The organism is Pseudomonas tohonis, from assembly GCF_012767755.2.
Lineage (GTDB): Bacteria > Pseudomonadota > Gammaproteobacteria > Pseudomonadales > Pseudomonadaceae > Metapseudomonas > Metapseudomonas tohonis.
In genome coordinates, this window is the sequence record NZ_AP023189.1 from 1,875,919 (window position 1) to 1,897,752 (window position 21,834).

17 protein-coding genes and 3 tRNA genes are annotated in these 21,834 nt (G+C 66.4%); 17 read left to right on the forward strand and 3 right to left on the reverse strand.

Going from position 1 to position 21,834, the window contains the following annotated elements; genetic code table 11:
• Positions 1 to 103: 103 nt before the first annotated feature.
• The 3 genes from HSX14_RS08715 to HSX14_RS08725 all read left to right on the forward strand — a co-directional run bounded on the left by HSX14_RS08715 (position 104) and on the right by HSX14_RS08725 (position 471).
• A tRNA-Val gene (locus tag HSX14_RS08715) sits at positions 104 to 179 on the forward strand.
• 35 nt (positions 180 to 214) lie between these two features.
• Positions 215 to 291: transfer RNA gene (locus tag HSX14_RS08720), tRNA-Asp, on the forward strand.
• A 103-nt stretch (positions 292 to 394) separates the two neighbouring features.
• Positions 395 to 471 (forward strand) — tRNA-Asp (locus HSX14_RS08725).
• Between the two features lie 279 nt (positions 472 to 750).
• Here the strand turns inward: HSX14_RS08725 and HSX14_RS08730 are convergent.
• Together HSX14_RS08730 and HSX14_RS08735 are read right to left on the reverse strand one after the other, a co-directional pair.
• Positions 751 to 1,788, reverse strand: a complete 1,038-nt coding sequence (locus HSX14_RS08730) for an AraC family transcriptional regulator (RefSeq protein ID WP_173173627.1) — start codon at positions 1,786 to 1,788, stop codon at positions 751 to 753.
• Positions 1,785 to 2,915 (reverse strand): nitrilase-related carbon-nitrogen hydrolase, encoded by a 1,131-nt coding sequence (locus HSX14_RS08735; RefSeq protein WP_173173629.1) that lies wholly within the window; start codon positions 2,913 to 2,915, stop codon positions 1,785 to 1,787. The genes HSX14_RS08730 and HSX14_RS08735 overlap by 4 nt, the downstream gene beginning before the upstream one ends.
• 203 nt (positions 2,916 to 3,118) lie before the next feature.
• Between HSX14_RS08735 and HSX14_RS08740 the strand changes: the two genes are divergently transcribed.
• The 5 genes from HSX14_RS08740 to HSX14_RS08760 all read left to right on the forward strand — a co-directional run bounded on the left by HSX14_RS08740 (position 3,119) and on the right by HSX14_RS08760 (position 9,527).
• Positions 3,119 to 5,155, forward strand: coding sequence for an NADPH-dependent 2,4-dienoyl-CoA reductase (locus tag HSX14_RS08740; RefSeq protein ID WP_173173631.1), 2,037 nt, complete (start codon positions 3,119 to 3,121; stop codon positions 5,153 to 5,155).
• 210 nt (positions 5,156 to 5,365) lie between these two features.
• Positions 5,366 to 5,797: a nuclear transport factor 2 family protein gene (locus tag HSX14_RS08745; protein WP_173173633.1), complete on the forward strand. Its 432-nt coding sequence runs from the start codon at positions 5,366 to 5,368 to the stop codon at positions 5,795 to 5,797.
• A 211-nt stretch (positions 5,798 to 6,008) separates the two neighbouring features.
• Positions 6,009 to 7,379: a chromosome partitioning protein ParA gene (locus HSX14_RS08750; protein ID WP_173173635.1), complete on the forward strand. Its 1,371-nt coding sequence runs from the start codon at positions 6,009 to 6,011 to the stop codon at positions 7,377 to 7,379.
• Between the two features lie 65 nt (positions 7,380 to 7,444).
• The gene (locus tag HSX14_RS08755; protein ID WP_173173637.1) at positions 7,445 to 8,416 is read left to right on the forward strand and encodes a 1-aminocyclopropane-1-carboxylate deaminase/D-cysteine desulfhydrase; all 972 of its coding nucleotides are present in this window, start codon (positions 7,445 to 7,447) and stop codon (positions 8,414 to 8,416) included.
• A 4-nt stretch (positions 8,417 to 8,420) separates the two neighbouring features.
• On the forward strand, positions 8,421 to 9,527 hold the full coding sequence (locus HSX14_RS08760) for a cyclic nucleotide-binding domain-containing protein (RefSeq protein WP_173173639.1): 1,107 nt from the start codon (positions 8,421 to 8,423) through the stop codon (positions 9,525 to 9,527).
• 147 nt (positions 9,528 to 9,674) lie between these two features.
• On the opposite strand, the gene HSX14_RS08765 is transcribed toward HSX14_RS08760, so the two are convergent.
• Positions 9,675 to 10,619, reverse strand: a complete 945-nt coding sequence (locus HSX14_RS08765; protein ID WP_173173641.1) for a DUF1853 family protein — start codon at positions 10,617 to 10,619, stop codon at positions 9,675 to 9,677.
• Positions 10,620 to 10,712: 93 nt separating this feature from the next.
• On the opposite strand from HSX14_RS08765, the gene HSX14_RS08770 reads away from it, so the two are divergent.
• The 9 genes from HSX14_RS08770 (at position 10,713) to HSX14_RS08810 (ending at position 21,823) form a co-directional block, all read left to right on the forward strand.
• Complete coding sequence (locus tag HSX14_RS08770) at positions 10,713 to 11,600, forward strand: NAD(+) kinase (RefSeq protein ID WP_173173643.1); 888 nt, start codon at positions 10,713 to 10,715, stop codon at positions 11,598 to 11,600.
• Positions 11,600 to 12,574 (forward strand): metallophosphoesterase, encoded by a 975-nt coding sequence (locus HSX14_RS08775; RefSeq protein WP_173173645.1) that lies wholly within the window; start codon positions 11,600 to 11,602, stop codon positions 12,572 to 12,574. Before HSX14_RS08770 ends, HSX14_RS08775 begins: the two co-directional genes overlap by 1 nt.
• A gap of 42 nt (positions 12,575 to 12,616) precedes the next feature.
• Entirely contained in the window at positions 12,617 to 13,966 is a 1,350-nt protein-coding gene (locus tag HSX14_RS08780; protein WP_173173647.1) for an ATP-binding protein, read from the forward strand.
• Positions 13,966 to 14,448 (forward strand): hypothetical protein, encoded by a 483-nt coding sequence (locus tag HSX14_RS08785; RefSeq protein WP_173173649.1) that lies wholly within the window; start codon positions 13,966 to 13,968, stop codon positions 14,446 to 14,448. Before HSX14_RS08780 ends, HSX14_RS08785 begins: the two co-directional genes overlap by 1 nt.
• A complete protein-coding gene (locus HSX14_RS08790) occupies positions 14,448 to 15,371 on the forward strand; it encodes a tetratricopeptide repeat protein (RefSeq protein WP_173173651.1) in 924 nt (307 codons plus the stop codon). Before HSX14_RS08785 ends, HSX14_RS08790 begins: the two co-directional genes overlap by 1 nt.
• 107 nt (positions 15,372 to 15,478) lie before the next feature.
• Positions 15,479 to 15,742 carry a YeaC family protein gene (locus tag HSX14_RS08795; RefSeq protein WP_173173653.1) on the forward strand — a complete coding sequence of 88 codons (264 nt, stop codon included), beginning with the start codon at positions 15,479 to 15,481 and terminating at the stop codon, positions 15,740 to 15,742.
• Between the two features lie 14 nt (positions 15,743 to 15,756).
• Entirely contained in the window at positions 15,757 to 16,593 is an 837-nt protein-coding gene (locus HSX14_RS08800; protein ID WP_175384290.1) for a DUF2797 domain-containing protein, read from the forward strand.
• Positions 16,594 to 16,669: 76 nt separating this feature from the next.
• Positions 16,670 to 19,330 (forward strand): aminopeptidase N, encoded by a 2,661-nt coding sequence (gene pepN / locus HSX14_RS08805; protein WP_173173655.1) that lies wholly within the window; start codon positions 16,670 to 16,672, stop codon positions 19,328 to 19,330.
• Positions 19,331 to 19,855: 525 nt separating this feature from the next.
• Positions 19,856 to 21,823: a DUF1302 domain-containing protein gene (locus HSX14_RS08810; RefSeq protein ID WP_173173657.1), complete on the forward strand. Its 1,968-nt coding sequence runs from the start codon at positions 19,856 to 19,858 to the stop codon at positions 21,821 to 21,823.
• The last annotated feature ends 11 nt before the right edge of the window (positions 21,824 to 21,834 follow it).

Genomic DNA, 21,834 nt, shown 5'->3' on the forward strand with positions numbered 1-21,834 from the left:
GGGGCTGTCGGAGGCGTGCAAAAAACGATTCCGAGAAAAAACTTCAAGCAGGGTGTTGACTTAGGTGGGGCCTCTGCGTAAATTGCGCGCCTCGCAAGGCGATGGGTGATTAGCTCAGCCGGGAGAGCATCTGCCTTACAAGCAGAGGGTCGGCGGTTCGATCCCGTCATCACCCACCATCCCTTGTGAATTCGGACGAAAGTCCGGCCGACGCGCAGCGGTAGTTCAGTCGGTTAGAATACCGGCCTGTCACGCCGGGGGTCGCGGGTTCGAGTCCCGTCCGCTGCGCCATATTTCCCATGCCAGGTTCCGCCGGGCATGAGGCGACGAGAAGCTCGAAACTCTCATCGCCAGACGAAGCAAAGGTTCCACCGGACGAAAGTCCAACCGACGCGCAGCGGTAGTTCAGTCGGTTAGAATACCGGCCTGTCACGCCGGGGGTCGCGGGTTCGAGTCCCGTCCGCTGCGCCATATAAAGGAAAGCCCTCAGGTAGCAATACCTGGGGGCTTTTTATTTGCCTCGAAAAAAGTCAGTTCGCCGGTTTCGGCGCCGATCGACTTCGCGGGGCATTGTCCTGGGTTAATTTTTCGGTCACCCGCACTCGTTACTCTTTTGGCACGGTCCTTGTTTCATCCAGGGAGCGACAGAACAGGAGAGTGATGATGGATGAGTATCAGGAAGAAATCCTCGACTTCCACGCCAGCGAGCAGGACGGGGTGGAGCCGGCGGACGACGCCACCGAGATGTGATCAGCCCACCTGGCGCTGGGCGCGGCGGAACTCGCCGGGTGTGCTGCCGCTCCAGCGCTTGAACGCGCGCTGGAAGGCCTCGGCCGAGGCGAAGCCCAGCAGGTAGGCGATTTCCCCGAAGGCCAGTTCGGTGTCGCGGATATAGGCCATGGCCAGGTCGCGTCGGGTGTCGTTGAGGATGCTGCGGAACTGCGTGCCTTCCTCGGCCAGCTTGCGTCGCAGGGTCCAGGTCGGCAGTTGCAGGCGCGCGGCCACCTCCTCAAGGTCCGGCTCGCGGCCGTGCAGCAGTGGCCCCAGCAACTGGGTGATGCGTTCGCGCAGGCTGCGGGTGCGGGTGCGTTGCTCCAGTTCCTGCTCGCAGAGCTCCAGCAACTGTCGCCAGGTGCTGGGGCAGTGCTCGCGTCCACGCAGGGCGAGGGTCGGCTGGGACAGGCGCAACTGGTTGGCGCCGGCAGCGAACTCCACCGGGCAGCCGAACAGTTCCGAGTAGCGCTCGGCGTAGTCGGGGGCGGGAAACTCGATCTCCACCTTCTCCACCGCTAGCGGCTCGCCCACCAGCATGCCGAACTGGCAGGCCCAGCTGGCCAGCACGGAATCCACCACGAAGCGGTTGTAGGCGTTGTACGGGCTGATGGAATAAAAGCGCAGCCAGGCACCGCCGGCGTCCTCGTGGAAGCTCGACTGGCCCCGGTAGTTGTGGGCGTACAGCGGCTCGAAGCGGATCAGCGTGCGGGCCGCCTCGCGCACGTTGGGGGCCTGCATCGCGGTGACGCCGGTGAGGCCGACCTGGCTCAGCCGGCTGATGCGCCCCATGCGCAGGCCCAGCGCTGGGTCGCCGATCAGTTGCATCGCGGCGTGGCCCAGGCGCATGTAGCGGGGGATCGACAGGCGCCCGCGCGGTTCGGCCAGGCGGGCGGCGTCCAGGCCGTACTGGGCGAGCAGGGGGGCCGGGTCCCGGCCGGCGTCGCGCACCGCCTCGGCGAGGTTCTGCACGAAGCCCACCGAGAGGTCGCCCAGGCGTACCCGTGTCGGTTTCATAGCCAGATGTTCAGCAGCTTCGCGCCGCGTCCGGCTTCGGCGATGTGGATGCCGTTGGCATCGGCGGCGAGGCCGGGGCCGTCGCTGCCCATGTCCCACAACTGGCCGCGGAGGAAGACCGTCATGCCGGCGCGGGCGCCGCTGCCCGGCTGGTGCCCGGCCAGGGCCAGGCGCTGCCAGGCCTCGCCTTCGCTGAGCTTGTCGGCCTGCAGGTTCGCGTCATCGGGCGCCGGCGCGCCTTTTTCGCCGCGCCAGGGCTTGCTCCAGCTGCCGTTGCCGGTGAGGAAGGCCGGCACTGCCAGCAACTCGACGCCCTGTTCGTGCAGCGCCGTGTAGCCGGCGGGGTACCAGCTGTCGGCGCTGACCAGCACGCCCAGCCGCCCGGCCGGGGTGTCGACCACCTGGAGCTGGTCGATCCCCGCGGCGGCGGTGAAGCCCTGTTCCTCGTGGCTCGGGAAGAGCTTGCGCTGGGGCTGGCCCACGGGCCTGCCCTGGCGGTCGAACACCAGGCTGACGTTGTACAGCGGCCCGCTCTCGGCCAGCAGGTTGCCGCCTTCGATGCGCGGCGCGGGGAGCAGGATGGAGCCTGCCACCAGGGTGATGCCGAACTCCCGGGCGAGGCCGCCGAACAGGGCCTGGTAGTCACCGGCCATGCGCGTCGCCTTCATGCGGAAGAGGGCATCGACCAGGCGTTGCTCGCCTTCGGCCGCGACCAGCGCGCGGGCGAGCTTCATCGGGTTGGCGGCGGCCAGCCAGAGCATGGCGTCATCCAGGGTGTGGGCGCTGTAGACCTGGTCCTTCTCGCCGGCGGCCACCAGCCAGGTGCCGATGTGCTCGGGCAGCACGACGACCGTGCGATCGTTGATCAGCCCTTCGGCGCGGGCCTTCTCCAGGTAGGCCGCGAGCTTCAGGCGCAGGCGCTCCACGCTCTGGTAGTCGGCGGCGAAGAGTTCGGGCTGGATGCCCAGCAGGTTGCCGCGTTCGCCGGGCTGGCCGAGGTTGAGCGCCACCTCGCTGCGCAGGTCGGAGAGGTAGTGGCCGACCGGTCGCTTGTCGGTCCAGATCGCGTAGCTGACCAGCACGCCGGCGAACAGGGCGGAGGCCAGGACAATCAGCAGTTTGCGCATGGGATTGGGCGTCGATGGATGTGCCGGTCAGGGTAGGGGAGCGCGTTGTGCTTGCCAAGTCGTGCTGTGCGTTTGGATCAATAACTTGTCACTTTCGATCATTGAGCGCGCCCGGCTGGCTGACTATCGTCTGCCCAATAAACCGACCGTGGCCCACGACGCCGCGGCATCCCGTGAATGCAACGCCCGCTGTGGAGACATCCATGACCGCTTCCGCCTACCCGAACCTGCTCGCGCCCCTGGACCTGGGCTTCACCACCCTGCGCAACCGCACCCTGATGGGCTCCATGCACACCGGCCTGGAAGAGAAGCCCAATGGCTTCGAGCGCATGGCCGCCTACTTCGCCGAGCGTGCCCGTGGCGGCGTCGGCCTGATGGTGACCGGCGGCATCGGCCCGAACGACGAGGGCGGCGTGTACTCCGGCGCCGCCAAGCTGACCACCGTGGAAGAGGCCGAGAAGCACCGCATCGTCACCCAGGCAGTGCACGAGGCGGGCGGCAAGATCTGCATGCAGATCCTCCACGCCGGCCGTTATGCCTACAGCCCCAAATCCGTCGCACCGTCCGCCATCCAGGCGCCGATCAACCCGTTCAAGCCGCGCGAACTGGACGAGGAAGGCATCGAGAAGCAGATCCAGGACTTCGTGAACTGCTCCGTGCTGGCGCAGAAGGCCGAGTACGACGGCGTCGAGATCATGGGTTCCGAGGGTTACTTCATCAACCAGTTCCTCGCCGCCCACACCAACCAGCGCACCGACCGCTGGGGTGGCAGCTACGAGAACCGCATGCGCCTGCCGGTGGAGATCGTCCGCCGCGTGCGCGAGGCCGTGGGCCCGAACTTCATCATCATCTACCGCCTGTCGATGCTCGACCTGGTGGAAGGCGGCAGCACCTGGGACGAGATCGTCCTCCTGGCCAAGGCCATCGAGGCTGCCGGCGCCACCCTCATCAACACCGGCATCGGCTGGCACGAGGCGCGCATCCCCACCATCGCCACCAAGGTGCCGCGCGCGGCCTTCACCAAGGTCACCGCCAAGCTCAAGGGCGAGGTGTCGATCCCGCTGATCACCACCAACCGCATCAACACCCCGGAAGTGGCCGAGCAGGTACTGGCCGAAGGCGACGCCGACATGGTCTCCATGGCCCGCCCGTTCCTCGCCGACCCGGACTTCGTCAACAAGGCCGCCGAAGGCCGCAGCGACGAGATCAACACCTGCATCGGCTGCAACCAGGCCTGCCTGGACCACACCTTCGGCGGCAAGCTGACCAGCTGCCTGGTCAACCCGCGTGCCTGCCACGAGACCGAGCTGAACTACATCCCCACCACCCAGGTGAAGAAGATCGCCGTGGTCGGCGCAGGCCCTGCCGGCCTCGCGGCTGCCACCGTCGCCGCCGAGCGTGGCCACCAGGTGACCCTGTTCGACGCCGCCGCCGAGATCGGTGGCCAGTTCAACGTCGCCAAGCGCGTGCCGGGCAAGGAAGAGTTCTACGAGACCCTGCGCTACTTCAAGCGCAAGCTGGAGACCACCGGCGTCGACGTTCGCCTGAACACCCGCGTCGGCGTCGATGACCTGGCCCGGGGCGGCTACGACGAGATCCTCCTCGCCACCGGCATCGCCCCGCGCACCCCGGAGATCCCCGGCGTCGACAACCCCAAGGTGATCAGCTACCTGGACGCCATCCTGCAGCGCAAGCCGGTCGGCCAGAAGGTCGCGGTGATCGGTGCTGGCGGCATCGGCTTCGACGTTTCCGAATTCATCACCCACGAAGGCGAGGCCACCAGCCAGAACCGCGACGCGTTCTGGAAGGAGTGGGGCATCGACGGTGATCTCGAGGCCCGTGGCGGCATCGCCGGGATCAAGGCCCAGCCGCACCCGGCGGCGCGCGAGGTGTTCCTGCTGCAGCGCAAGAAGACCAAGGTCGGCGACGGCCTGGGCAAGACCACCGGCTGGATCCATCGCACCGGCCTGAAGAACAAGAACGTGCAGATGCTCAACTCGGTCGAGTACCTGAAGATCGACGACGCCGGCCTGCACATCCGCATCGCCGAGGGCGAGCCGCAGGTGCTGCCGGTGGACACGGTGGTCATCTGCGCCGGCCAGGACCCGCTGCGCGAGCTGCACGACGGCCTGGTCGCCGCCGGCCAGACGGTGCACCTGATCGGCGGTGCCGACGTGGCCGCCGAGCTGGACGCCAAGCGCGCGATCAACCAGGGCTCGCGCCTCGCCGCCGAACTCTGATGGAAAGACGCCCCGCCTTGTGCGGGGCGTTCTCTTTAAGGGCATCTCTAAAAACGTAGGCGAGGCCGTCAGCGCAAGGCAAAAACAGGCGAAAAAGCGCAGTTTACGCACGGTAAATGAGCATTTTGAGCGTGTTTTTAACGCAGCGATGACAACACAGGTAGTTTTTTGAGGTGCCCTTTACAGGCTCATAAGAACAAGGAGAAGCCAATGTCCCTCGACGCCCGACTCAACCCCGCCGTGGCCGCCAGCCTGCAGCGCTGGCACTACTTGATCGCCAGCCAGGACCTGAGCCGGCTGCCCGAGCTGCTCCACCCCGAGGCGGTGTTCCGCTCGCCCATGGCGCACACGCCCTACCCGGGCGCGCAGGCGGTCAACCTGATCCTCAACACCGTGATCCAGGTGTTCCAGGACTTCGCCTACCACCGCGAGCTGGCCAGCGCCGACGGCCTGAGCGTGGTGCTGGAATTCAGTGCCCGGGTCGGTGAACGGGAGCTGAAGGGGATCGACATGATCCGCTTCGACGAAGAGGGCCGGATCGTCGATTTCGAGGTCATGATCCGCCCGATGAGCGGCCTTGCCGCCCTCGGCGAGGAGATGGGACGTCGCCTGGCGCCCTACCTGGCGGCGATGAAAAGCTGAAAGTCTCCAACCCCATCACATTTTCACTGTGCGCCCGGTCCGCTCCCTGATGGGGGCGGGTCGAGTGCCAACCCAGTCACATTGCCCGTTGCGCTTTTTCCCCTAGACTCCGTGAATCAGGATGTACGCCTGTCTCCCAGGCGTAGCTCCACCGACAGGAATGTCACCCGTCCCGCCCAGGGACTCACCGCGTTGGCCTAGAGGGAAACCGATGAGCATGCAGAACAAGCCGCAGATGGTTGAAGCCGTGCTGTTCTTCAATGAGCGTGGCATCTGCAAGGAAATGCTCTTCCCCGAATTCGAAGCGATGCTCGATGGCGTGGTGAACATGCCCGAGTTCGCCGACGAGCAGATGCGCCTGGTGTATGTGCTGATCAACCCCCGCCTGCTGGTGCGTTCGCTGGTCTTCTTCTATCTGGATTTCGACGAGAAGGGCCAGGCCGACACCGGCTGGAACATGCCCCTGCGCCACCTGGCCGAGCGCGCCGGACGCGGCCCCGACCTGGGCGCCGGGCCGATCCGCCTGGCCTGCCGCAGCCAGTGCCCGGTCTCCTGGCACCAGATGCACATGTGGGACCCGAACCTGGCCCCGGGCAACAACGACCTCGCCCTGGTCCGCGACACCGTCAAGCGCAATGGCCTGGGCCTGATGGTCGAGGACGACCTGCCCCAGGCGGTCGAGCCGGAGCGGCTGCAGATGGCTCCGGAGGACAAGTGGTACGCGCCGCCGGATGCCAGCGCCGAAGTGGCCGAGCAACTGGCGCAGAAGCTGGAGCAGGAACACCGCCTGAAGACCGCGCAGCTGATCAAGCAGCAGCGCCTGCGCATCGCCAGCCTCGGCCAGCAGAACGAAGAGGCCCTGGCCAAGTACCGCCTGGCTGCCGAAGAGCAGATCCGTGGCCTGCAAGGCCAGATCCAGGCGTTGCAGCAGAACGTGCGCCAGCAGGAAGAACTCAACGCCGATCTCAAGCGCCAGTTGCTCACCCAGACCGAAGGCTTCCAGAAGTCCCGCGAGGAAATGAGCCAGCAGCTGCGTGCACTGGAGCGCCACGGTCGCACCGAGGTGGACATCCTGCGCTCGCAGTTCGAAAGCGAGATGCAGGCCAAGATCGCCGCCGCGGTCATGGACTACAAGGAGCAGATCGCCATCCGTGATGTCGAGCTGGCCTACCGCAACGAGCTCGACGCCCAGTTGCAGCAGGAGATCGACCGTCTCAAGCAGGAGCGTGAGCAACTGGTCAACCAGGGCGGCGACCAGATCCTCGAGCGCCTGGCCCGTCTCGGCGTGGTCTTCGTCGTCTATCACCCGGGCGCCGGGCACCTCACCATCCCGCTGCAGGACGTCGCCCGCTACCAGGACAACCCATTGGCCTACGCGGCCTCTAAGTGCTTCGTCTCCGAAGCCCAGTACCGCCAGTGGCTGACCCACTACCAGCAGCCCACCTGCGAAGCGGCGCTGCCCAGCGGCGAGCGTTGCTCGATGCCCATCGACCGGGTGGACTCGCCCAGCCGCTTCGTCGCCGGTGATTCCAACTGCTGCGCCCGGCACAAGGCCAGCAGCCGCCTGCGTACCGTCAGCTGAGATCGCAGCGGCATCGCCGCTGCCGTATCCTGCCGCCCTTCGTCGCCCGGTTGCCGGAACCCGCCTTGCCCCTTCGATCGCCCGACTGGACTCCCAGCGCCACCCTCGACCCCGTGCGCCTCGACTGGCTCGATAGCGCCTCGGTCAGCCTCGCCCTGTTGCGCCTGGAACGCATCGACCCGCTGGTGAGCGGCAACAAGTGGTTCAAGCTGGCGCCGCACCTGGCGCGTGCCGCAGCCCAGGGGGCGGAAGGCGTGATCAGCCTCGGCGGCGCCCATTCCAACCACCTGCACGCCCTGGCGGCGGCGGGACGTCGCTTCGGTTTCCCCTGTGTCGGTCTGCTGCGCGGCGAGCCCGTGGAGACGCCGACGGTAAGCGATTTGCGCGAGCTGGGCATGGCGCTGCACTGGCTCGGCTATGGCGGCTACCGCGCCCGCCACCTGCCGGGCTTCTGGGAGCCCTGGGCCGCGCGCTATCCGGGTTTCCTCCAGGTCCCGGAGGGCGGTGGTGGCCTTGTCGGTGCCCAGGGCTGCGCCCCGCTGGTCGCGATGATCCAGGAGCAGCTCCCTCGCCTTGGCTGGGACGACTACGACGCGCTCTGGGTGGCGGCCGGTACCGGCACCACCCTGGCCGGGCTGGTGCTGGGGGAGGGCGGCCGCCATTCGGTGTTCGGAGCCCTGGCGGTGCCCCCCGACCATGGTGTCGCCCAGCAGGTGAGTGCGTTGCTGGCCGAAGCCGGCGCCGTGGATGCCGGCTATCGACTGCTGGATGCCAGCCGAGGCGGCTTCGCCCGTGTCGATGCGGCGCTGGCGCAGGCGTTGTTCGACTTCGAGGCACGCACGGGAATCGAACTCGACCCGCTCTATACCGCCAAGGCGTTAATAGCGTTGCGCCAGCACGTGGAGGCCGGTTACCTTGCCGCCGGCAGTCGCGTGATCATGCTGCACACCGGGGGCTTGCAAGGCCGCCGAGCCATGTTGCCGCGCCTGCTGCGACTGGCTGGCTACACTGCCACTTCAGCTGATGCCTCAAGGTGATGGGATGACCGAACCGCTCAATCCGGACCAACTGCGCAGCCTGACGCCGCTCAATGCTCTGTCCGAGCAGCAGTGGCGCGAATTGCGCAGCCAGCTGGTACCGCAGCCGCTGCTCGCCGGCCAGGCGCTGTTCCGCCGTGGCGACCAGGCGCGGCTGACCTACTACCTGCTGGCCGGTGAGCTGCAACTGCGCGACGCCGACGGTGCCGAGCAGCGCCTGGTGGCCGGCAGCGAAGCCAGCTGCCACCCGCTGTCACCCAGTCTGCCGCGCCTGCAGGAGGCCCTGGCACTGACCGAAGTGAGCGTGCTGGCCATCGACAGCGCCACCCTGGCGCGGCTCATCACCTGGCGTTCCGCCTACCAGGACCTGCTCCTGCAACTGGACCCGGACGGCGACCAGGAGTGGCTGGAGCACCTGCTGGAAAACCCGCTCTTCGCCAAGGTGCCGCCGGCCAACGTGCAGGAGATGGTGAAGCGCCTGCAACGCATCGAGCTGCCCGCCGGCAGCGAGGTGCTGCGCGAAGGCGAGGCGGGGGATTGCTGCTACTTCCTGCAGTCCGGCCGTGCCGAGGTGATCCGCGGTGCCGGCAGCGACCACCAGGTGCTCGCCGAACTCGAAGTGGGGGCCTGCTTCGGCGAGGAGGCGCTGCTGTCCGACCGTCCGCGCAATGCCACCGTCACCCTGATCGAGGACGGCGTCGTGCTGCGCCTGGACCGCCAGGACTTCTTCGCCCTGCTCAAGGCCCCGGTGGTGGACGAGGTCTCCCTCGGCGAGGCCTCGCGCCTGCTGGCCGCCGGCGCCCAGTGGCTGGATGTCCGCCTGCAGGACGAATACGAGCGCGCCCACGCCCCCGAAGCGCTGAACATGCCGCTGCACCTGCTGCGCCTGAAGGCGCGCCTGCTCGACCGCGAGAAGGCCTACCTGTGCTACTGCGACAGCGGCAAGCGCAGCGCCAGCGCGGTGTTCCTCCTCTCCCAACTGGGCTTCAAGGCCTATGCCCTGCGCGACGGCCTGGATGCACTGCCCGCCATACAGCGTGACGCGCTGCTCTGCGAGGACGGCGCCGGCTACCTGGCCCGTTCCGGCGGACGGACCGAGCGCAGCCGGTAAACCCGATTTACAGGGTTCGCCTTATCGCGAATAAATTCGCTCCCACGGGTGCAGGCCGGGCTCGCTTGCCGTAGGAGCGAGCTCCGCTCGCGAATAGCTGTCGGGTTGCTCCTGGCCTGCATGCTGGCAAGCTTCCAGCTTCCAGTTCTAAGCCCCCACCGTCTGCGGCCAGCGATCGCTGACCAGGAACACCCGCTCGCGCTCCTCCCAGCATTCCCCGTTCCTTTCCAGCCGCACCAGCATCCGCGCAGGGGCATCGGGGGGCAGTGCCTGCAGCCAGTGCTCCAGGTGCTCGCGGGGCCACAGGTCTTCCCGTACGCAGCGCGCCGGGGCGAGCCATGAATGGCGTTCCAGGGGCTGCCAGGCGGCAGCGGGCGCCAGGGCGAGGAAATCCGCGATCTCGCTGCGCCGCAGCCAGCGTCCGCGCAGGTGCTCGCCATTGGCGCCCAGGGGCGCGGTGCAGTCGCCCGGCCAGGGGTAGAAGAGGTAGCCGCCCAGCCACAGTTCGGCGCTGGCCGGCCAGGCGTCCAGCGCCTCCAGCAGCGGGCGGCATTCCGGGTTGGAGGAGAGCGGCAACTGGTGTTGGGCGAGGTGTTCCAGCTTGAGGTCGAGGCGGTCCAGGCTGCCCGGGCCGAGCCATTGCGAGGCGTCCTCGCCCTGGCCGTGGCGCGGGCCGAGGTAGAGCTTGATGGCCAGTTCCAGGTGATGCACGCCCTCGTCGTCGTGGAGCAGCAGGTCCAGCTCGCCGAGGGTCTGCCCGGCCACCCGCACCGGCAGGTTGGCGCCCAGCAGGCGGATGCCCGGTGCGCGCTCCAGGGCGAACTGCCAGAGGCGCTCGTAATAGAGGCCGAGTCGCCGGCTGGAGCCCTGGGTCAGCCAGTGCTCCAGTTCGGCGGGGGCGGCGTCCTGCTGCTCCAGCCAGGCCGCCAGGCGCGCCGGCTCGGCGGCCCATCCGCTGGCGCTGAGCGGGTGGCGCTGGCGCCAGGGGGCCTGGGCCAGCAGCGGTTGGGACAGCAGCACCCAGGCCAGATCGCGCACGGCGTTATGGCGCAGATGGCGGGGCAGGGTGGCGAGGGCGGCGAAGGGATGCATGCTGCGAGCATAGTCGAGGCTGGTTTGCCGCTGTCACGGGCTTTCGCCCATAATCCGAGCATTCCTCCCGTTGCAGAGCCCTGCTGGAGCCCCATGGAGCAATTCCGCAATATCGGCATCATCGGTCGCCTGGGCAGCCCCCACGTGCTCGACACCATTCGCCGCCTGAAACGATTCCTGCTGGACCGCCACCTGCATGTGATCCTCGAAGACACTATCGCCGAAGTCCTGCCGGGCCATGGCCTGCAGACGTCTTCGCGGAAGATCCTCGGCGAGGTCTGCGACCTGGTCATCGTGGTCGGCGGTGACGGCAGCATGCTCGGTGCCGCCCGCGCGCTGGCGCGCCACAACGTGCCGGTGCTGGGCATCAACCGGGGCAGCCTGGGCTTTCTCACCGACATCAAGCCGGACGAGCTGGAGATCAAGGTCGCCGAGGTGCTCGACGGCCAGTACCTGGTGGAGAGCCGCTTCCTGCTGGAGGCCGAAGTACGCCGCCACGGCGAGGCCATCGGCCAGGGCGACGCGCTCAACGATGTGGTGCTGCACCCCGGCAAGTCGACCAAGATGATCGAGTTCGAGCTGCACATCGACGGCCAGTTCGTCTGCAGCCAGAAGGCCGACGGCCTGATCGTCGCCACGCCCACCGGCTCCACGGCCTATGCGCTGTCCGCCGGCGGCCCGATCATGCACCCCAAGCTGGACGCCATCGGCGTGGTGCCGATGTACCCGCATACCCTGTCCAGCCGGCCGATCGTGGTCGACAGCAACAGCGAGCTGAAGATCGTGGTCTCCCCTGACATGCAGATCTACCCGCTGGTTTCCTGTGACGGCCAGAACCACTTCACCTGCGCCCCCGGCGACACCATCACGGTGGCGAAGAAGCCGCAGAAGCTGCGCCTCATCCACCCGCTGGACCACAACTACTACGAGGTCTGCCGCACCAAGCTGGGCTGGGGCAGCCGCCTGGGTGGTGGCGACTGATGGAACTCGACGCCGTGCGCGGCTACGACCTGATCGGCGACGTCCATGGCTGCGCGCGCACCCTGGAGCGCCTGCTCGATCGCCTCGGTTACCGCAAGCACGGCGATGTCTGGCAGCACCCCCGGCGCATGGCGCTGTTCCTCGGCGACATCATCGACCGGGGCCCGCGCATCCGCGAGGCGCTGCACCTGGTCCACGCCATGGTCGAGGCCGGCCAGGCGCGTTGCATCATGGGCAACCACGAGTTCAACGCCATCGGCTGGAACACCCCGGCGCCGCCCGGCAGCGGGCGGCAGTTCGTCCATGAGCACACGCCGCGCCATGCGCGCCTGCTCAAGGAGACCCAGGAGCAGTTCGAGGGCCATCCGGGCGACTGGCACGACTTCCTCGGCTGGTTCCAGGAATTGCCGTTGTTCATCGACGGCGGTCACTTCCGCATGGTCCATGCCTGCTGGGACAGTGAGCTGATCGAGCCGCTGCGTGCCCAGCATCCTGACGGGCGGGTCGACGAGGCGTTCATCCAGGCCGCCGCCGAGCGTGGCAGCTTCGCCTTCCGCGTATTCAACCGCCTGCTGCGCGGCACCGACATGCCGCTGCCCAGCGGCATGACCCTGACCGGCAGCGACGGCTTCACCCGCTCGGTGTTCCGCACCAAGTTCTGGGAGGAGGACCCGCAGACATACGGCGACGTGGTCTTCCAGCCCGATGCGCTGCCCGAGCAGGTGGCCCGGCAACCCCTGTCGGCGGCGCAGAAGTCCGCGCTGCTGAGCTATGGCGCCGACGAGCCGCTGCTGTTCGTCGGCCACTACTGGCGACGTGGCCGTCCTGCCCCGATCCGCCCCAATCTCGCCTGCCTCGACTACAGCGCGGTGATGTACGGCAAGCTGGTGGCCTACCGGCTGGACGCCGAAACCCGGCTGGACCCGGACAAGTTCGTCTGGGTCGAGGTGGAGCGCCCGGAAACGCCGCACTGAGCGGCGTCCGTCCCGAATCCCCAAATGGAGTCCTCGCGCACTATGGATGACGCGACACTGGTTCAACTGGAGGCGGCGCTGTCGGCGTCTCCCGACAACGATGCCCTGCTGGCGCTGCTGCTGCCGGCCTGGATCGAGCGCAACGAGTGCGCCCGCGGCCTGCCCTTCCTGCCCGAGGGACTCGCCAAGCGGCTCGACGCCACGGCGTTGCGCCAACAGGCGGCACGCCTGTGCCTGGGGGCAGGCGATGCCGAGCGGGCGCTGGCGCTGCTGGGCGGTGACGAGCCGACCGAGCGCCTGCTGCGCGCCCGCGCCCTGGCGGACCTGGAACGCCGCGAGGAGGGCCTGCGCGAGTACCGCGCCGCCGTCGAAGTCAGCCCGGCGCTGGAGGACCTCGCCCTGCAGCGCCGCCTGAGCGCCACGGTGGTGGACTTCCGTGGCGGCGAGGGGCGGCCGCGCCTGCGGGTCATCTCCAACGACGACACCGACAAGGCCGAGACCACGCGCCTGCTGACGCCGTCCGCCGAGACCCTGACCTTCGACGATGTCGGCGGCCTCGACGAGCTGAAGAAGACCATCCACAAGAAGATCATCCTGCCGTACCAGAAGCCGGGACTGTTCCAGCGCTTCCGCAAGCGCGTCGGTGGCGGCATCCTGCTCTACGGCCCGCCGGGCTGCGGCAAGACCATGCTGGCCCGCGCCACGGCGGGTGAGTGCAAGGCCACCTTCCTCAACGTCGCCATTTCCGATGTGCTGGACATGTACATCGGCGAGTCCGAGCGCAAGCTCCACGCCCTGTTCGAGGAAGCCCGGGCCAAGGCGCCGGCGGTGCTGTTCTTCGATGAGGTGGAGGCCCTGGGCGGGCGCCGTACCAATACCCGCGAAGCCACTTCGTCCAAGCTGGTGAGCCAGTTCCTCACCGAGATGGACGGCTTCGCCCAGTCCAACCATGGGGTGCTGATCCTCGCCGCCACCAACGTGCCCTGGTCGGTGGATGCCGCCTTCCGTCGTCCCGGGCGCTTCGACCGGGTGCTCTTCGTGCCGCCGCCGGACCGCCCCGCACGCGCCAGCCTGCTGCGCATGCTGATGGCCGACCGGCCCAGCGAAGGCGAGATCGACTACGAGTTCCTCGCCCGCAGCACCTCGGGCTTCTCCGGTGCCGACCTGCGCGAGCTGGTGGAGACGGCGGTGGACGAGGCGATCGAGGAGTCCATCGCCGAAGGCCGCGAGCAGCCGGTGACCGACCGCCACCTCAAGGCGGCCCTCAAGGAGGTGCGCGCCACCACCCTGGAGTGGCTGACCACCGCGCGCAACTACGCGCGCTACTCCAACGAGGGTGGCCAGTACGACGAAGTGCTGGCCTTCCTCGACAAGCACGGCAAGGGGCGCTGATGGACAACCGCAACCTCTACCGGCTGGACGACGAGCCCCGGCCCGGCACCCTGGCACGCCTGGCGGTGGAGCCGTTGTGGCCACTGCTGGGCCTGATGCTGGGCGGCGCCTGGCTAGGCCTGCCCTGGTTCGTGCTCAACGGCGTGGCGGTGGGCAGCCCGACGCGGGTGCGCGAGGCCGTGCTGGCCGCCATCGGCCTCCTGGGCAGCCTGGGCCTGGCCTTCGGCCTGCTCTACCTGTGGCAGGCCGGCATCCTCGACAAGGACAGCCTGCAGTACGCGATGCTGGTGCTGGTGGTGTGGAAGCTGGCCATCGGCTACGCGCTGTTCGTCATGCAGGCCGCGACCATCGAGCTCTACCAGTACTACGGCGGCGTGCTCAACCGCTTCGGCCTGCCGGTGGTGCTGCTGGGCGCCTTCTTCCTGCGCGCCCTGGTGCTCAACCTGCTGCCCTTCACCCTCTGGTTCCTGGTGCTCAGCTGATGAACGAAACCAACCTGCTGCACCTGGCCTACCAGCGCCTGCAGAGCGGCCATGTCGAGGGCGCGATCAACAGCTTGCGGCAACTGCTCAGCGACGACCCGGAACACGCTGAGGCCCACGCGCTGCTGGCTCTGTGCCTGCTGCTGATGCGCCGCGCCTTCGCCGCCGAGCGCGAGGCCGGGCTGGCCCTGGCCGCCGACCCGCAACTGGAGTTCGCCCATTACGTCGCGGCCCGCGTGGCCATGGCGCGGCGGCGCTTCAAGGTGGCGGAGAAGCATCTGGACCAGGTGCTGGAGCTCAATCCCCAGGAAGCCGGCTATCACCTGGCCCGCGCCGAGCTCGCCGACCTGATGGGGCGTCGCGGCCAGCAACTGCCCAGCCTGCAGCGAGCCCTGGAGCTGGCGCCGGACAACCCCGACTGCCTGGCCGCGCTGGCCCATTACCATCGCCTGCGCGGCGAGGTGGAGCCGGCCGAGCGCTATGCCCGCGAGGCGCTGCAGCTGCGTGCCGACCACCCCGGCGCCATCGTCACCATGGGCCACCTGCTGCTGCGTCGCGGCGACCTGCAGGGCGCGCGCGACCACGCGATCTGGGCCCTGCGCGAGAATGCCAACGACGTCTCCGCGCTCTACCTGATGTCCGCCATCAAGGCGCGCGGCAATCCCTTCATGGGGCTCTGGTGGCGCTACAACTCGTGGATGTCCGAACTGGGTCCGACCCGCTCGATCATCGTGTTGCTGGGCATGTTCGTGCTCTACCGCGTGGTGGTGATCGCCAGCAACCAGCACGGCCACGAGACGCTGGCCCAGGGCATCGAATGGGCCTGGCTGGGCTTCGTGGTCTACAGCTTCGCCGGCCCGCAGATCTTCCGCCGCTCCCTGGAAAAGGAGCTTGAGCAAGTGAAGCTTTCCCGCGATTTCTAGGTTACCGGCTCCCCAGCAGGCATCGGCGCCCTGACCGGCGTCGGTGCGCAACACCGGCAGTGCCGCTAGAATGTGCGCTCGTTTTCGCCGCCCTTCAGGAAACCGCCGTGTCCGATTTCGCCAAGCTGATCAGCAACATCACCGAGGATGTCTACCAGAGCCTCAAGCTCGCCGTGGAGATCGGCAAGTGGTCCGACGGCCGCAAGCTGACCCAGGAGCAGAAGGAGCTCAGCCTGCAGGCGGTCATCGCCTGGGAGATCAAGAACCTGCCGGAGGAAGAGCGTACCGGCTACATGGGCCCGCAGGAGTGCAGCTCCAAGTCCGAGAAGATAGAGAACATCCTGTTCAAATCCTCCGACTCGATCCACTGATGGGTACCTGCGACATGCAAGAGCTGGGGCGCGGCGCGCTGAGCAAGATGTCCGCGCAACTGGGTGATCCGGTGGTGCAGTACGCGTTTCGTCTCGGCGAGGGGCAGGTGGCGGTCAATCCGTTGCTGGGCCGGCGCATCCGCCTGGAGTTCCTCGGTGCGATCCACTGCTCCCATTGCGGGCGCAAGACCGGCAAGAGCTTCGCCCAGGGCTACTGCTACCCGTGCTTCACCAAGCTGGCGCAGTGCGACAGCTGCATCATGAGCCCGGAGCGCTGCCACTACGAGGCCGGTACCTGCCGCGAGCCCGCTTGGGGCGAGTCCTTCTGCATGACCGACCACGTGGTCTACCTGGCCAACTCCTCGGGCATCAAGGTCGGCATCACCCGCGCGACCCAGGTGCCTACCCGCTGGATCGACCAGGGCGCGCGCCAGGCACTGCCGATCATGCGCGTCGCCACCCGCCAGCAATCCGGCCTGGTGGAGGACCTGCTGCGCAGCCAGGTGGCCGATCGCACCAACTGGCGCGCCCTGCTCAAGGGCGAGGCCGAGGCGCTGGACCTGCCCGCCGTGCGCGAGGCCATCTTCGAAGCCTGCGACGCCGGCATCCAGGGGCTGCAGCAGCGCTTCGGGCTGCAATCGGTGCAGAAGCTCGAGGATGTCGAGCCGCTGGAGATCCGCTATCCCGTGGAGGCCTACCCGACCAAGGTGGTGAGCCTCGATCTGGACAAGACGCCGGTGGTGGAGGGTACCCTGCGCGGTATCAAGGGCCAGTACCTGATCCTCGACACCGGGGTCATCAACATCCGCAAGTTCACGGCCTACCAGGTGGTGGCGAGCAGCGAGCCGTAAGGCCGCACCGCCCCGCCTGGCAGGAACACACACCGCAGCCGGGGCATCGCGCCTGGGCTGCCTCGGAGAGGCAAGCATGCGAACCGAACAACCGAAAGTCATCCACCTCAAGGACTATCAGGCGCCGGACTACCTGATCGACGAGACCACCCTGACCTTCGAGCTGCACGAGGACCACACCCTGGTCCACGCCCAGCTGGTGATGCGCCGCAACCCCGAACGCGCCGACGGCAGCCTGCCCGCGCTGGTCCTGGACGGCCAGCAGCTGGAGCTGCTGGCGCTGTCCATGGACGACCGCGAGCTCGGTACCGCCGACTACCAGTTGACCGACAGCCACCTGACCCTGCAGCCCGTCAGCGACAGCTTCACCCTCGACAGCACGGTGCGCATCCACCCCGAGAGCAATACCGCGCTGGAAGGCCTGTACAAGTCCGGCAGCATGTTCTGCACCCAGTGCGAGGCCGAGGGCTTCCGCAAGATCACCTACTACCTCGACCGCCCGGATGTGATGAGCAGGTTCACCACCACCGTCAGCGCCGAGCAGCATCGCTACCCGGTGCTGCTGTCCAACGGCAACCCGGTGGCGAGCGGGGCGGAGGAGGGCGGTCGCCACTGGGCGACCTGGGAAGACCCGTTCAAGAAGCCGGCCTACCTGTTCGCCCTGGTGGCGGGCGACCTGTGGTGCGTGGAAGACGTGTTCACCACCATGAGCCAGCGCGAGGTGACCCTGCGCATCTACGTCGAGCCGGAGAACATCGACAAGGTGCAGCACGCCATGGACAGCCTGAAGAAGTCCATGCGCTGGGACGAGGAGGTCTACGGCCGCGAGTACGACCTGGACATCTTCATGATCGTGGCGGTCAACGATTTCAACATGGGCGCCATGGAGAACAAGGGGCTCAACATCTTCAACTCCAGCTGCGTGCTGGCCAGGGCCGAGACCGCTACCGACGCCGCCCACCAGCGCGTCGAGGCGGTGGTGGCGCACGAGTACTTCCACAACTGGTCGGGCAACCGCGTGACCTGCCGCGACTGGTTCCAGCTGTCGCTCAAGGAAGGCTTCACCGTGTTCCGCGATGCCGAGTTCTCCGCCGACATGAACTCGCGCACCGTCAAGCGCATCGAGGACGTGGCCTTCCTGCGCACTAACCAGTTCGCCGAGGATGCCGGCCCCATGGCCCACCCGGTGCGCCCGGACTCGTTCATCGAGATCTCCAACTTCTACACCCTGACCGTCTACGAGAAGGGTTCGGAAGTGGTGCGCATGATCCACACCCTGCTGGGCGCCGAGGGCTTCCGCAAGGGCACCGACCTGTACTTCGAGCGCCATGACGGCCAGGCCGTGACCTGCGACGACTTCGTCAAGGCCATGGAAGATGCCAACGGCGTCGACCTGACCCAGTTCAAGCGCTGGTACAGCCAGGCCGGTACGCCGCGCCTCGCCGTCGAGGAAGCCTTCGATGCCACCGCCAGGACCTACAGCCTGACCTTCCGCCAGAGCTGCCCGGCGACCCCCGGCCAGGCCGAGAAGCTGCCCTTCGTCATTCCCGTCGAGCTCGGCCTGCTGGATGCCGCCGGCAACGACCTGCCGCTGCGCCTGGCGGGCGAGGGCGAGGCCCTTGGCGGCAACCGGGTGATCTCTGTGACCGAGGCCGAGCAGACCTTCACCTTCGTCGATATCGCCGAGAAGCCGCTGCCCTCGCTGCTGCGCGGGCTGTCCGCCCCGGTGAAGCTGAGCTTCCCCTATGGCCGCGACCAGTTGATGTTCCTCATGCAGCACGACAGCGACGGCTTCAACCGCTGGGACGCCGGTCAGCAGCTCTCCGTGCAGGTGCTGCAGGAACTGATCGGCCAGCACCAGCGTGGCGAGGCGCTGGTGCTGGACACCCGCCTGCTGGATGCCTTCCGCAGCCTGCTGGAGGACGAGTCGCTGGACCAGGCGATGGTGGCCGAGATGCTCTCGCTGCCCAGCGAGGCCTATCTCACCGAGATCAGCGAAGTCGCCGATGTCGACGCCATCCATGCGGCGCGCGAGTTCGCCCGCCGGTCGATCAGCGATGCCCTGTTCCCTCAACTGCTGGCGCGCTACCAGGCCAATCGTGCCCTCTCGCGCGAGACGCCCTATGTCGCCTCCGCCGAGCACTTTGCCCGTCGCACCCTGCAGAACATCGCCCTGTCCTACCTGATGCTCAGTGGCAAGGCCGAGGTTCTCCAGGCCTGCCTGGAACAGTTCGAGGCCTGCGACAACATGACCGAACGCCTGACCGCGCTCTCGGTGCTGGTCAACTCCGGTTTCGAGGACGAGAAGGCCAGGGCGCTGGCGAGCTTCGCCGATCACTTCAAGGACAACCCGCTGGTGATGGACCAGTGGTTCAGCGTCCAGGCCGGCAGCACCCTGCCGGGGGGGCTGGAGCGCGTGCAGGCGCTGATGGGCCACAAGGCCTTCACCTTGAAGAACCCGAACAAGGTGCGTGCGTTGATCGGCGCCTTCGCCAACCAGAACCTGGTGAACTTCCACCGGGCCGATGGTGCGGGCTACCGCTTCCTCGCCGACCATGTGATCACCCTCAACGCGCTGAACCCGCAGATCGCCTCGCGCCAGCTGGCGCCGCTGACCCGCTGGCGCAAGTACGACGAGGCGCGGCAGACGCTGATGCGGGCCGAGCTGGAACGCATCCTCGCCTCCGGCGAGCTGTCCAGCGATGTCTATGAAGTGGTGAGCAAGAGCCTCGCCTGACCCTCCGGAACCACGTCCGTGGTTCCGCTGCCGTTTCCCCGGCGTCGACAAGTGTTACTGGCAATCTGCCGGTAACACTTTTTTGTTACTCAAAGGAATATCCCTTCGGTCTCTGAGGCGTAAATGGCCTGTTCCCTGGCATTTCTTTCTTGACGGGGTGAGCGAGGTATGAGTGCGCAAGCGCTATAGGTGTGGTTTTGAGTGACAAATCGAGCCACCTTGTAGGACAAAATCGGACGATTCGTAAGATTTGATCAGTGGATGATCAGTCACTCGTTTGAATTTAATCTGTCCCTTCGTTCAGAAAAATATAACGACCCATAAACGTGCACTTGGCACCATGGTTGCACGTCTCGACGCCGTCCCAGGCCCTCCAGTCCCGCAAGAATTGCTGAAGGCCGCGGTTCAGACGCGTTGGTGCTTCCGCCCACGCCAGAAGAAAGGTCGCACGAGCGGCTGAACAGCGTCCCTGCCAGACGGGGCCGTAATAACAAATGAATGATCTGTCCACGGAGTAAAGTCTCGATGGAACTCAAGTCCCGCAAGCCCCAGTTGCGCTTCGCTCCGGCCAAGGCCGGCTACGCCCTCGCCGGTCTCCTGCCCCTGATGTGCGCCGTCCAGGCCCAGGCGGTCGAATTCAGCTTCGCCGACGACGAGATCAGCGGTTCCATCGACACCACCGTCTCCTACGGCCAACTGTGGCGCGTCCAGGGCCAGGACAAGACCAACAACGACATCAACACCAACGACGGCAACCGTAACTTCGACACCGGCCTGGTTTCCGAGGTGTACAAGATCACGTCCGACCTGGAAGCGACCTACAAGAACTACGGTGTGTTCGTCCGCGGCACCGCTTTCTATGACACCCAGATCATGGACAAGCGCAACGATTACTACGACAACAACACCCCCGTTCAGCCGAGCCAGAGCTATCCGAACGACGACCGCTTCACTCACGAGACCCGTCACAAGGCCGGTCGCGATGCGCAGATCCTCGACGCCTATGTCTATGGCAACTGGGATATTGCCAACATGCCGCTTAGTGCGCGCCTTGGTAAGCAGGTCTTCAACTGGGGTGAGGGTATCTTCTATCGTGGCGGTATCAACACCACTAACCCGCTGAATGCCGCCCAGTTCCGCCTGCCGGGCTCCGAGCTGAAAGAGGTACTGGTTCCGGTCGAGGCCCTGAGCTTCAACCTTGGCCTGACTGACAACCTGTCGATGGAAACCTTCTATCAGTTCAACTGGAAAGAAAGTGCCATCGACCCGGCCGGTACCTACTTCTCCGAGACCGACCTGTTTGCAGATGGCGGTAATACTGCTTACAACCAGAGTGGGTCGTTGGCAGGGCTTATGACGCCGAACCCGCTGCTCGGCGGCAACTCGCTCTATGGCCTGCTGTCCTCTAACCCGGCAACAGGTCTCCGTGGTAGTGAATTCGCCAACACGAGTGCCTTTAAAGTCGCTTCCATTGGTCCGGATATCAATGCCAAGAACGACGGGCAGTTCGGCGTCAACTTCAAGTACATAGCTGAAGAGCTGAACTCGACGGAGTTTGGTGCCTACTTCATCAACTATCACTCCAAAGAGCCCTATATCTACGCTGATGTGAACAGCGCATACAGCGGTATCAGCGCTGGCCAGTATGGTGCTCTGCTCGGTAATGCTGCCGTGGCTGGCGCTGCTGCTGCTGCCGGCACCTCTGCACAGCAGATCGTCGGTGGGCTGCTGGCTGTTGATCTGGGGAACCAGATTCAGGCTCGCCGCGAGTATGTCGAAGACATCCGTGTATACGGTTTCAGCTTCAACACCACCATCAACGAGACTTCTGTATTCGGTGAGATCGCCTATCGCCCGAACATGCCGATCGGCATCGCTGCGACCAACGATGCACTTCAGCAATTCCTCGGTCAGGCCACTCAGTTCTCGCTGGGGCAGGGCATCAACGTTGCGGGGCAGAACGTACGTCTGGGCGGCCAACTGCATAACTACGAGCGTGTAGAGTCCTTCAATACCTCGTGGGGCGCTATCCAGAATTTCGGTCCTTCGCTGGGCTTCGACTCTCTGATCGGTGTGGCCGAACTGGCGTCTGAACACCTCCGTGGTAGCGATCTTAAGTACACCGACTACCAAGGCAACGTACGCTACTACGCAGGTCGTGGTAACGGTGCTTACGCGAGCAATTACGGCCGTGATGACCAAGTCAACAAGAACTCCTACGGCTACACCCTGGTGCTGTCCGGTACCTGGAACGACGTGTATGCCGGTGTGAACCTGTCTCCGTTCGTGGTCTACAAGGACGACTTCGAAGGTAACTCTCACCAGACCGGCAACTTCATCGAAGGCCGCAAGGCCTACACCGTCGGCCTCAAGGCGAGCTACCTGAACAGCCTGGAAGGCGAGATCCAGTACACCGAGTTCTATGGCGCCGGCCAGAACAACTCCAGCCGCGATCGCGACAATATCGGCGTCAACGTCAAGTACTCCTTCTAACTAGAAAGAAT